This window comes from Pseudomonas sp. TE6283 (assembly GCF_054060555.1).
This window is the reverse complement of record NZ_JBSSDH010000032.1, coordinates 1-10822: the sequence shown is the minus strand read 5'-3', so window position 1 is coordinate 10822 and position 10822 is coordinate 1. Positions and strand designations below refer to the sequence as shown.

Below are 10822 nucleotides of genomic sequence, written 5' to 3'. Positions count from 1 at the left end.
TTCGCGACGCAAGGCCGCTCCCACAAGAATTCGCGCCGGCCTGCCGGAACACGAAAGGGCTGCGCAGCAGCCCTGGGGATCGGCAAATCAGGCCTGGTCCAGCGAATGCCCCTCGGCCATTGCCACGATCACCTTGCGCGGGCCTTCGAACGGCGCGCGGGCATGGGCGGCGAGCATGTTGTCGAGCATCATCACGTCGCCCTCCTGCCAGGGGAAGCTGATCTTGCAGTCCTCCAGCACCTGGCGGATCTCGTCGAGCACCTCGTCCTCGATGGGCGAACCGTCACCGTAGTAGACGTTGCGCGGCAGGTCTTCCTCGTCGACGATGTCCAGCAGGCTCTCGCGCACGTCGGCCGGCAGGTTGGAGATGTGGAACAGGTGCGCCTGGTTGAACCAGACCATGTCGCCGGTCACCGGGTGCCGGGCCACCGCCTGGCACACCTGGCGGGTACGCAGCTCGCCGTCATCCTTCCACTCGCAGGTGATGCCATGGGCCCTGCAGTAGGCCTCGACCTCCTCCTGGTCCTCGGTGTTGAACACCTGCTCCCAGGACACGTCCAGGCCGTTGCCGAAGTTGCGCACGTACATCAGGCCCTTGCTGACGAAGCGCTCGCGGATATGCGCCGGCACGCGACGATAGACCTCGCGACTGTCGGCGATCGGCGTCTCGCCACCACTGCGGGCGGCAATCATGCTGTAGAACCAGATCTTCATCGGCCAGTCGCGGGAGTAGGCCTGCTCGTTGTGCAGCGGAATATGCTGGTGCGCCGGGTACTCGGTGGAGGTGTAGACCCCCTGGGTAACGTTGGTACGCGGTGTCGAGCCGAACTCGTAGTTGAGCAACGGATGACCGAAGCTGGCGGCGAACTGACGGAACTGCTCGGCGCCCTCCAGGCGGAATCCACGAAACAGGATGCCACCGTCGCGCGGCAGGTGTTCATCCACCAGCGCCTTGAGCTCGTCGAACACCTCCAACAGGTGGGTGTCGTCGTCACCCGCCTCCACCAGCAACGGCAAACGTCCCTGCTCCGGCAATAGCGGACGCACTGTAAATCCCACAGCAACACCCATGACGGGCCTCCTGTACACATTCGATGAAAGGGACCGGCGGCCCGTGGGCACGCTCGCGTCCGGTGATAGGAGGACGTTTCGAAGCGCGGGCAAATTAGTCGACCGCGCCCACACCCCGCAGGACGCCCTGGAAACACTTGCTTGCAATTGGCTCATCAGGTTTTGCCCTGCTCATGCGTCTCTTTCTGATACGGCCGGGCTTTTGCCCCTGAACTTCGCCAATGACACTGCGTACCCCATGTCGAAAAAGTCACGCTCGAAAATCTGGTTCCTCGTGCACAGCTGGCTGGCCCTGCCCATCTGGTTCTTCGTGCTGATCGTCTGCGTCACCGGCACCCTGGCGGTGATCAGCCGCGAGATCGTCTGGCTGGCCAATCCGGAAACCCGCGCCAACCCGCCTTCGGACGAGGCCCGGCGGCTTAACTACGACGAACTGCTGGTGGCCATGCAGCGCGATCAGCCCGGTATCGCCGTGGCCAGCCTGATGACCCTGAGCGAAGCGCACTTCGCCATGCTGTCGGACGTCACCTACCCCGACGGTCGCACGGTACGGGTCTACGTCAACCCCTACACCGGGCATATCCAGGGCGTCACCCCGTCGTTCAACTTCGAGGAGTTCACCCGTGCCCTGCACGGCTGGTGGCTGGTGCCGCATACCAACGGCTACAGCTGGGGCTGGTACCTGGTGTCGCTGCTCGGCCTGCCGATGCTGGCCTCGCTGGTCACCGGGCTGGTGATCTACAAGCGGTTCTGGAAAGGTTTCTTCAAGCCGACCCTGCGCTTCAACCAGGGCGCGCGGATCTTCTGGGGCGATTTTCACCGCCTGAGCGGTATCTGGTCGATCTGGTTCATCGCGGTGATCTCCATCACCGGCGTCTGGTTCCTGATCAAGGCCTTGCTCGCCGACAACCACATATCGATCTCCAGCGAGCCGATCGTGCCGGTGATCGCCCGGGAAAAGGTGCCACTGACCGCCGACGGCAGCCCGACGCCGATGATCAGCCCGGACGAGGCCGTGCGCATCACCCAGCGCGAGATCCCCGGCTTCGACGTCGACTATGTCGGTTTCCCCAGCAATGCCTACGCCCACCTGAGCATCGGCGGCATCAGCTGGTATCCGCTGATGTACCAGAAGGCCGAGATCAACCCCTACACCGGCGAGGTGGACGCCACGCGCCTGCTCGCCGACCGCAAGCCCCTGGAGTTCGTCACCGAGTCCATGCGCCCGCTGCATACCGGCGACTTCGGCGGCCTGCCGGTCAAGCTGATCTGGTTCTTCTTCGGCCTGTTGCTGAGCATGATGGTGCTCAGTGGCCTGCTGATCTGGAGCAAACGCACCGCCCTGGCCACCGCCAACGCTCTCAAGCGCAGCCAGAAGCAGGCGCGGGTGGCCAAGGCACCGGTTTCGACGGAGGTCACGTCCAGCTCTTGAAACATTTTCTTTCATTTGTCTTGGCAGCTTTCTGATTCTCATTCGTCCTTACTGATGCAGCCTTTCAGGTTGAGCACAGACTCGACCGTATTTTTATATGCAGAAGACCGAGCGATGGCCCGACAATCGAGAAAGAAATCCAATTCCAAGCTGTGGTTTTTGGTCCACAGCTGGCTTGCCCTGCCGATCTGGTTCTTCGTCCTGATCGTCTGCTTCACCGGCATGCTCGCGGTGGTCAGCCAGGAGATCGTCTGGCTGGCCAACGCCGATGTGCGCGCCAGCAAGCCCGACGACGACAGCCAGCGCCTGAGCTACCAGCAGGTGCTCGACGCCATGCACAAGGCCGAACCGGACCTGGCGGTGCGCTTTTTCAGCCAGCCGGACGGTTCGCACTTCGCCCTGCAGGCCTCGGTGACCCGCGCCGACGGCACCAACGCACTGCTCTACGTCAACCCCTACTCCGGGGCTATCCAGGGCCAGCGCCCGGACTTCGACTTCGAAGCGTTCACCCGCGCCCTGCACGGCTGGTGGCTGGTGCCCTTCACCAACGGCTACAGCTGGGGCTGGTACCTGGTGTCGCTGCTCGGGCTGCCGATGCTCGCCTCGCTGGTCACGGGGCTGGTGGTGTACAAGAAGTTCTGGCGTGGTTTCTTCAAGCCCCTGCGCACCGGCCACGGCCCACGGATCTTCTGGGGCGACGTGCACCGGTTGGCCGGCGTGTGGTCGATCTGGTTCATCGCGGTGATCGCCATCACTGGCACCTGGTTCCTGATCCAGGCGATCCTCGCCGACAACCACGTGACGATCTCCAGCGAGCCGATCACGCCGGTGATCGCCCGCCAGCAGGTGCCGCAGACGGTCGATGGCAGCCCGGCGCCACGCATCGACCTGGACGAGGCCACCCGCATCGCCACCGAGGCCATTCCCGGGCTGGACATCAGCTTCATCACCCTGCCCGCCACCGCCTACAGCCACTATGGCCTGGGCGGGCGCGGCTGGTACCCATTGATGTTCCAGACCGCCGAGGTCAACCCCTACACGCGCAACGTCGACAGCCAGTTCCTGCTCGGCGACCGCTCCACCCTGGAGTTCGTCACCGAATCCATGCGCCCGCTGCATACCGGTGACTTCGGTGGCCTGGCGATCAAGCTGATCTGGTTCTTCTTCGGCCTGGTGCTGACCCTGATGGTGTTCAGCGGCCTGCTGATCTGGACCAAACGCACCACCCAGGCCACCCTCGCCGCCCTCAAGCGCGGCGAGCGTCCGCGCTCACGCGCCGCGGCCAGCCCAACCACCCTGGAGGCCCAACCTTGAGCCAGACCGACACCCTGCCGCCAAGCGGCCCGAAGCAGCTGTGGCTGAAATGGCGCTTCCACCTGAACATCCTGCTGATCCTCATTCCCCTGGGCTTCATGCCCAAGTACTTCGCCGATGCCAGCCTGTTCCGCGGCGACAGCGGCCTGGGCGCCAACATCGTCGAGGATCTCAAGGTCGGCCGCTGGACCCTGGACCTGGCCGAACTGCGTGACGAAGCCCCGCGTGCCGAGGGCCCGGCCGGCTACTTCAAGGCCTTCAACGCCGCCTGCAAGAGCTGCGACGAAGGCGTCAAGGCCATCTACCTGCGGGTGGGCAAGCCGCGCAGCCTGCGTGCCGCCGGCACGATTTTCTTCGGCGCGCCGGCGCGCATGGGCACCTCGCTGCCGATCCCGCCGCGCACCCGCCCCGACGCCGACATCTGGATCACCATCGAAGGCTGGGACGGCAAGATGTACCAGGCCTCGGTGCCACTGGCCAAGGCATCCCCCGCCACCGCGGCCTGGCTCGAGAAACAAGGAGGCAACAAATGAAACAGCTGATGCGCAGGCTCGCCCTGCCCCTCTTGGCCCTGGCCGCCACCCCGGCGCTGGCGCACAACCCGATGTGCGAGTGCACCGAACACGGCGAGCAGATCACCTGCAAGGGCGGCTTCTCCGACGGCAGCGGCGCCCCCGGCGTGACCCTGGACGTGATCGGCTACGACGAGCAGGTGCTGGTGGCGAGCAAGCTCGGCGACGACTCGACCCTGACCTTCAAGCGCCCCGACGGTGAGTTCTACGTGCTGTTCGATGCCGGCCCCGGCCATGTGGTGGAAGTCGACCACGCCGACATCGGTGCGCCATGAGTCGCGCCCAGGTGGTGCGCCCGGCCGGCGCCGGGCACGAGACCCTCTACGTGCTGTTGGCCGCGCTGCTGATCGTGGTGCTGGCCGCCAGCGTGGTGGCCGCGCGCGGCGAGCGCGAGGATGAACAGGCCATCGCCGCCCACCAGCTCGACGCCCGTCGCGACCTCAATGCCGCCGAACAGGGCATCCACACCGACCTGTGGGTGGCCGTCGAGGAGATCCGTGCCCTGCGCGAGGACAACGGCACCGCCCCGGATGCACAGGCCCTGGCCGACGAGGGACTGCCGCCGTTCGTCAGCGACGCCAGCAGTCAGAGCCGCGGCAGCCACCAGTGGTCGCTGCTGGCCAACGGCGCCTACCTGGGCCGCAGCCAGGACGCCCAGGTGGCAGGCAGTTTCCTGGTGATCCTGCCCGCCGCCAGCGATGCCCAGCCGGATGTCTGGTTGCGCCGCGACAGCACCGCCCTGCCCCCCGACGCGCTGGACAGCGACGCACTGATCGCCGCCGGCTGGCAGCAGATCGTCACCCACTACGACGCCGGGGTCACCCGTCAACACCGTCACTAAGGACCTGCCCATGCTCCGCTTCGCCCGCCGCACCCTGGCGCTGCTCCTGGCCTGCGCCCTGCCCGCCGTGGCCCTCGCCGACAATGGCAAGCCGCTGCGCATCGGCATCACCCTGCACCCCTACTACAGCTACGTGAGCAACATCGTCGGCGACAAGGCCGAGGTGGTGCCGCTGATCCCGGCCGGCTTCAACCCCCACGCCTACGAACCCCGCGCCGAGGACATCAAGCGCATCGGCAGCCTCGACGTGATCGTGCTCAACGGTGTCGGCCATGACGACTTCGCCGACCGCATGATCGCCGCCAGCGAAAAACCCGATATCAAGACCATCGAGTCCAATGCCAACGTGCCGCTGCTGGCGGCCACCGGCATCGCCGCCCGCGGCGCCGGCAAGGTGGTCAACCCGCATACCTTCCTGTCGATCAGCGCCACCATCGCCCAGGTCAACAACATCGCCCGCGAGCTGGGTAAGCTCGACCCGGACAACGCCAGGTTCTACACGCAGAACGCCCGGGCCTACGCCAAGCGCCTGCGCGCCCTGCGCGCCGAGGCCCTGGCCAAGGTCACCCAGGCGCCGGACGCGACCTTCCGCGTCGCCACCATCCATGCCGCCTACGACTACCTGGTGCGCGACTTCGGCCTGGAGGTCACCGCCGTGGTGGAACCGGCCCACGGCATCGAACCGAGCCCGGCACAGCTGAAGAAGACCATCGACCAGCTCAAGGCCCTGGATGTGAAGGTGATCTTCTCGGAGATGGACTTCCCGTCAGCGTACGTCGACACCATCCACCGCGAGTCCGGCGTGCGCATCTACCCGCTCACGCACATCTCCTACGGCGACTACACCAAGGAAAAGTACGAGGTGGAGATGAAGCGCAACCTCGACACGGTGGTCCAGGCCATCCAGGAGAACCGCACGTGACCGCCGCCGCCAATCTCACAACCGCCAGTGGGCCGCGCATCGAGTTCGACGGCATCGACCTCACCCTCGGCCGCACGCGTATCCTCGAAAACGTGCGCTTCAGCGTCGCCCCCGGCAGCGTGCATGCCATCGTCGGCCCCAACGGTGGCGGCAAGAGTTCGCTGATCAAGACCCTGCTCGGGCAGATGCCGCACCAGGGCCAGCTGACCCTGCACTGGCCCGGCGAGCATGAAGTGATCGGCTACGTGCCCCAGGCCCTGGAGTTCGACCGCGGCCTGCCGATGACCGTGGACGACTTCATGGCCGCGATGTGCCAGCGCCGCCCGGCGTTCCTCGGCCTGTCCCGGCGCGTGCGCCCGGCAATCGACGCGGCGCTGGCGCGGGTGGGCATGCTCGACAAGCGCAAGCGGCGCATGGGCGCGCTGTCCGGCGGCGAGCGCCAGCGCGTGCTGCTGGCCCAGGGGCTGATCCCCGAGCCACAGCTGCTTGTGCTGGACGAGCCGATGTCGGCCCTCGACGAGGCTGGCATCCAGGTGTTCGAGCAACTGTTGCACGGCTGGCGCCAGGCCGGCACCACCGTGCTGTGGATCGAGCACGACCTGGAAGCGGTGCTGCGCCTGGCCGACCGGGTCACCGGGCTGAGCCGCCAGGTGCTGTTCGACGCCCCGCCGGCCCAGGCCCTGACCCCCGAGCGCCTGCTCGGGCTGTTCTCCGTCCACCCGCGCAGCGAGAGCCTTGCCTGATGAGTTTCGAATCGTTCCGCCAGCTGGTCCAGGACTGGGCCACCGCTGGTTATCTGCCGGAAGCCCTGGCCTACGGTTTCGTGGTCAACGCCCTGCTGGCGGGCCTGATGATCGGCCCGGTGCTGGGCGGGCTGGGCACCCTGGTGGTGGTCAAGCGCTTCGCCTTCTTCTCCGAGGCGGTCGGCCATGCCGCGCTGACCGGCGTGGCCATCGGCATCCTGCTCGGCGAGCCCTACACCGGCCCGTACGGCAGCCTGTTCGGCTACTGCCTGCTGTTCGGCATCCTGCTCAACTTCCTGCGCAACCGCACCGGACTGTCCCCGGACACGCTGATCGGCGTGTTCCTCTCGGTGTCGCTGGCCCTGGGCGCGAGTTTGCTGTTGATGCTGGCCGGCAAGATAAACGTACACATCCTCGAGAACGTGCTGTTTGGCTCGGTGCTCACCGTCAGCACCCATGACCTGCTGGTGCTGGGCATCGTCGCCGTGCTGGTGCTGGCCTTGGCCCTGCCGCTGTACAACCGCATCATGCTGGCCAGTTTCAACCCGCAGCTGGCGGCGGTGCGCGGCGTGGCGGTGAAGACCCTCGACTACCTGTTCGTGGTGCTGGTGACCCTGGTCACCGTGGCCTCGGTGAAGGTGATCGGCGCGATCCTGGTCGGTGCCCTGCTGGTGATCCCGGCGGCGGCGGCGCGGCTGGTCAGCCAGTCGCTCAAGGGCTTCTTCTTCGTCTCGGTGATCATCGCCACCCTGAGCACCCTGCTCGGCATCCTGCTGCCGATCGTCTTTGACCTGCCGGTGCCCTCGGGCGCGGCGATCATCCTGGTCGCCGGGATCTGCTTCGCCCTCGCGGCCCTGGCCCGCGCCCTCGTCCCCCGCCTGCAAGGAAACCCGGCATGACCCTGAACAAACTGCCCCTGGTCCTGGTCCTGAGTGGCCTGCCACTGCTGGCCAGTGCCACCGAAGTGCTGACCACCCTGCCGGTGACCCACAGCCTGGCCAGTGTATTGCTCGACGGCACCTCGGTGCAGCTCAAGCGCGCCGCCCCGGCCAACCTGCCAGCCAGCCGCCAGCCCTCGTACTTCAGTGGCCGTGGCGGCGCCAGCCTGCAGAAGGTGGCGCTGAAAGCCGACGCGGTGATCGGCGTGCGCTCGATCTGGCGTGACGATCCGCTCTACCCCATGGCCCGACGCAGCAATATCCGCATCGTCGAGATCGATGCCGCGCGTCCGGTGGACGGTGCCCTGCCCGGCATTGCGGTCAAGGGCGACGAGGCCTTCGCTGCCTACCCCTGGCTGAACCCGACCAACCTGGGGCGCATGGCCGATGTCGTCGCCAACGACCTGGAGCGCCTCTCGCCAACAGACAAGGCCAAGATCCAGGGCAACCTCGCCGGCCTCAAACGACAGATGCTGGAGCTGACCGCCAGCAGCCAGACACGCTTGGCCGAGGTCGACAACCTGACCGTGGTCAGCCTGTCCGAGCGCCTGGGCTACCTGGCCAGCGGGTTGAACCTGGATATGGTCGAACAGCCGCTGCCAGCCGACGGCAAGTGGGACGAAGCCGCGCTCAAGGCACTGGGGGAAAACCTCAAGGCGCAGGATGTGGCCCTGGTGCTGCACCATCGCCAGCCAGACGCAAAGGTGGCCGAGGCGATCGCCGCTTCCGGGGCGAAGTTGCTGGTGGTGGACAGCGATCCGGACGACACCGTGGCGGGGCTCAAGGCCAGCGTCGAGCAGGTGGTCAAGGCGCTGGGCGACAGTTGAACGCCTCTGTAGGAGCGGCCTTGCGTCGCGAAAGGGCTGCGCAGCAGCCCCAGCAATGTTGATGGTGGCTTAGAACCTGGGGCCGCTGCGCGCCCCTTTCGCGACGCAAGGCCGCTCCCACAGAGGAACAGTTCCCTGCGCGACTGCGCAGCCCCTAAGGGCTGGGCTATCGCCTACAGGGACCGCCTCAACGCTTCATGCAGCGCTGATAACGCTCATCCACCCTGCCGGCAAACCACGCCGTGGTCAGCTTGCGGGTAATCTTCGGGCTCTTCAGCTCGATCCCCGGCAGCACCGCCCGTGGCAACGCCTTGCCCGCCTTCGCCTCAGCCAGGGCGAAGACCCCGCGATACAACGCGGTGTCCTCCAGCTCCAGGCCATTTTCCTTCTCCAGCTGAGCCCTGATCTGTGGATTGCGCAGCCCAAGCTTCGCTCCCAGCTTGCGCGCCGCCTGCTCGGTGGTGCCGGGCAGGATCGCACCGGGGGCGATCAGGTCGCCGTCGAGCGCCAGCGACACCCCGCTCGCCCGGCTCAATGCCGCCTGGAACGCCGCGTTGCGGCTGGCGTACCAACCGGCGTTGAAATCGGCGAAGCGGTACAGCTGCCGCTCATAGTGGGTGGGATAGCCAAGCAGGTGGGAGATGCCGAAGTACATCCCGCCGCGACGGCTGAACACCTCCTGACGGATGCTGCCCGTGTGGTCGTAGGGATAGCCCTTGGCGTGCCGCTCGGCGAAATCCACGCTGACCTGCATCGGCCCGCCGGTGCGCACCGGGTTCAGCCCGCCGAGCAGCGAGCGCCCCAGCGGCAGGCCGCCGATCACCTCATCGTAGAGGGCGCTGAGCTGCTTCTCGCTGCGCACGGCGAGCAGCCGTTGCTGGTAGGTCTTGCCGTTGGCCGAGGGCGTGCTCAGGGCGCCATCGACCAACAGCCGGGGCACGTGCAGGCGCGCCGCCCGTCGGTCGATCTCCTCGCGGGCGATGCGCCCCAGGTTCGGTACCTGCGGGTCGGCGTTGAAGGTGGACTCCTGCTCGGTCACCGCCAGCACCGCGCACAGGTTGCTCTTGCTCGGGCTGACGCCCTGGGCCTGGAACGCTACCTGGATATCCTCGGCCCAGCCCTGGCGGTCCTTGACCTGGGCCGGCAGCAGGTGCAGGAGCTGGGCGCGAACCTTGGCCGGGTCGGCCTCGCCGGCCTCCTCGCGTTGTCCGGCGCAGCCCTGCAGCAGGCCCAGGGCCAGCAGCGCGGCGGTCAGCAGGCGGGCGTTCAGGGCTGTTCACCGACCAGGTAGGTCTTGCTGATCTGGCGGAACAGCGGGTGGCTGGAGCTGCCCAGCAACTCGAACAGCACCATCTCGCGGGTGACCACCTGCGCCCCGGCATCGCGCATGCGCGCCAGGCCCGCTGCCTTGCTGGCCGGGGTACGGCTGTCGCAGGCGTCCTCGACCACGAACACCTGCTTGCCCAGGGCCCGCAGGCCGAGCACGGTCTGCAGCACGCAGACGTGGGTCTCCATGCCGCAGACGATTACCTGTTCGCGGTCGAGCAGGCTGGGGGGCAGGCATTCGGCGGCGACGCAGGAGAAGTGCAGTTTCTCGACGATCTCGGCGGCTGGCGCTGCGGCTTTGAGGGCGGCCAGGGTGTGGCCCAGGCCCTTGGGGTATTGCTCGGAGATCACCGTGGGGAGTTTTAGTTCGGCGGTGGCCGCGAGCAGCCAGCGGGCGCGGGCCGCGGTGCCCTCGGGGTCGCTCATGGCGCCTATCAGTTTTTCCTGGATGTCGATGACCAGCAGCGTGGCCTTGCGGGGATCGATCAGCATTGGCGGACTCTTGCCTTGAGTGGAAGGGGTAGCCTTACCCAGGCGGGGGGTGGCGTCAATCGGGGCTGCTGGTTTTGAAGGAGGAACCGGTAACTGCTGGCATCTTAATTAAATGCGCCTATAGTTTTAAAGTTTGTTTTTATAGTTGTATACGCATTCATTGGCGATGGTGACGCATCGTCACCTTTTCGCCTTTACGGCGACCTACTTTTGCTCTTGGGCAAAAGTAGGCAAAAACCGCTGGCTCCATTCATCCGGCCCCTGCGCTTCGCTCCGGGGTTCCCTCGCTCCGTTCTTGCTCCCGGGAGGACCGCGCTGAACGCCCCATCCTGGGGCGCAGCGCT

At 66.5% G+C, this 10822-nt stretch carries 12 protein-coding genes; 9 read left to right on the top strand and 3 right to left on the bottom strand.

The window, feature by feature from the left end; translation table 11 throughout:
- Window positions 1–87 precede the first annotated feature (87 nt).
- A complete protein-coding gene (locus ACVWZ5_RS24670; RefSeq protein WP_084943674.1) occupies window positions 88–1071 on the bottom strand; it encodes a TauD/TfdA family dioxygenase in 984 nt (327 codons plus the stop codon).
- 238 nt (window positions 1072–1309) lie between these two features.
- On the opposite strand from ACVWZ5_RS24670, the gene ACVWZ5_RS24665 reads away from it, so the two are divergent.
- The 9 genes from ACVWZ5_RS24665 to ACVWZ5_RS24625 all read left to right on the top strand — a co-directional run bounded on the left by ACVWZ5_RS24665 (window position 1310) and on the right by ACVWZ5_RS24625 (window position 8660).
- A complete protein-coding gene (locus ACVWZ5_RS24665) occupies window positions 1310–2503 on the top strand; it encodes a PepSY-associated TM helix domain-containing protein (RefSeq protein ID WP_062574338.1) in 1194 nt (397 codons plus the stop codon).
- 114 nt (window positions 2504–2617) lie between these two features.
- The gene (locus tag ACVWZ5_RS24660; RefSeq protein WP_096049937.1) at window positions 2618–3817 is read left to right on the top strand and encodes a PepSY-associated TM helix domain-containing protein; all 1200 of its coding nucleotides are present in this window, start codon (window positions 2618–2620) and stop codon (window positions 3815–3817) included.
- On the top strand, window positions 3814–4350 hold the full coding sequence (locus ACVWZ5_RS24655; protein ID WP_096049936.1) for a thiamine pyrophosphate-binding protein: 537 nt from the start codon (window positions 3814–3816) through the stop codon (window positions 4348–4350). The genes ACVWZ5_RS24660 and ACVWZ5_RS24655 overlap by 4 nt, the downstream gene beginning before the upstream one ends.
- Window positions 4347–4664, top strand: coding sequence for a hypothetical protein (locus ACVWZ5_RS24650; RefSeq protein WP_028692195.1), 318 nt, complete (start codon window positions 4347–4349; stop codon window positions 4662–4664). Before ACVWZ5_RS24655 ends, ACVWZ5_RS24650 begins: the two co-directional genes overlap by 4 nt.
- The gene (locus ACVWZ5_RS24645) at window positions 4661–5230 is read left to right on the top strand and encodes a DUF6162 family protein (RefSeq protein ID WP_028692194.1); all 570 of its coding nucleotides are present in this window, start codon (window positions 4661–4663) and stop codon (window positions 5228–5230) included. The genes ACVWZ5_RS24650 and ACVWZ5_RS24645 overlap by 4 nt, the downstream gene beginning before the upstream one ends.
- Window positions 5231–5240: 10 nt before the next feature.
- Complete coding sequence (locus ACVWZ5_RS24640) at window positions 5241–6152, top strand: metal ABC transporter substrate-binding protein (RefSeq protein ID WP_084943682.1); 912 nt, start codon at window positions 5241–5243, stop codon at window positions 6150–6152.
- Complete coding sequence (locus tag ACVWZ5_RS24635; RefSeq protein ID WP_084943684.1) at window positions 6149–6895, top strand: metal ABC transporter ATP-binding protein; 747 nt, start codon at window positions 6149–6151, stop codon at window positions 6893–6895. The genes ACVWZ5_RS24640 and ACVWZ5_RS24635 overlap by 4 nt, the downstream gene beginning before the upstream one ends.
- Window positions 6895–7794, top strand: coding sequence for a metal ABC transporter permease (locus ACVWZ5_RS24630; RefSeq protein WP_096049935.1), 900 nt, complete (start codon window positions 6895–6897; stop codon window positions 7792–7794). Before ACVWZ5_RS24635 ends, ACVWZ5_RS24630 begins: the two co-directional genes overlap by 1 nt.
- Window positions 7791–8660: a metal ABC transporter solute-binding protein, Zn/Mn family gene (locus ACVWZ5_RS24625; protein WP_028692190.1), complete on the top strand. Its 870-nt coding sequence runs from the start codon at window positions 7791–7793 to the stop codon at window positions 8658–8660. Before ACVWZ5_RS24630 ends, ACVWZ5_RS24625 begins: the two co-directional genes overlap by 4 nt.
- 187 nt (window positions 8661–8847) lie before the next feature.
- On the opposite strand, the gene ACVWZ5_RS24620 is transcribed toward ACVWZ5_RS24625, so the two are convergent.
- The gene (locus ACVWZ5_RS24620; protein ID WP_457340925.1) at window positions 8848–9930 is read right to left on the bottom strand and encodes a DUF1615 domain-containing protein; all 1083 of its coding nucleotides are present in this window, start codon (window positions 9928–9930) and stop codon (window positions 8848–8850) included.
- Window positions 9927–10478, bottom strand: a complete 552-nt coding sequence (locus ACVWZ5_RS24615; RefSeq protein WP_084943688.1) for an isochorismatase family protein — start codon at window positions 10476–10478, stop codon at window positions 9927–9929. Before ACVWZ5_RS24615 ends, ACVWZ5_RS24620 begins: the two co-directional genes overlap by 4 nt.
- Window positions 10479–10822 lie beyond the last annotated feature (344 nt).

Bases quoted from the DNA above. Each gene is read 5' to 3' on its own strand.
- ACVWZ5_RS24670 (WP_084943674.1), bottom strand. From the start codon at position 1,071: ATGGGTGTTGCTGTGGGATTTACAGTGCGTCCGCTATTGCCGGAGCAG.
- ACVWZ5_RS24665 (WP_062574338.1), top strand. From the start codon at position 1,310: ATGTCGAAAAAGTCACGCTCGAAAATCTGGTTCCTCGTGCACAGCTGG.
- ACVWZ5_RS24660 (WP_096049937.1), top strand. From the start codon at position 2,618: ATGGCCCGACAATCGAGAAAGAAATCCAATTCCAAGCTGTGGTTTTTG.
- ACVWZ5_RS24650 (WP_028692195.1), top strand. From the start codon at position 4,347: ATGAAACAGCTGATGCGCAGGCTCGCCCTGCCCCTCTTGGCCCTGGCC.
- ACVWZ5_RS24645 (WP_028692194.1), top strand. From the start codon at position 4,661: ATGAGTCGCGCCCAGGTGGTGCGCCCGGCCGGCGCCGGGCACGAGACC.
- ACVWZ5_RS24640 (WP_084943682.1), top strand. From the start codon at position 5,241: ATGCTCCGCTTCGCCCGCCGCACCCTGGCGCTGCTCCTGGCCTGCGCC.
- ACVWZ5_RS24630 (WP_096049935.1), top strand. From the start codon at position 6,895: ATGAGTTTCGAATCGTTCCGCCAGCTGGTCCAGGACTGGGCCACCGCT.
- ACVWZ5_RS24625 (WP_028692190.1), top strand. From the start codon at position 7,791: ATGACCCTGAACAAACTGCCCCTGGTCCTGGTCCTGAGTGGCCTGCCA.
- ACVWZ5_RS24615 (WP_084943688.1), bottom strand. From the start codon at position 10,478: ATGCTGATCGATCCCCGCAAGGCCACGCTGCTGGTCATCGACATCCAG.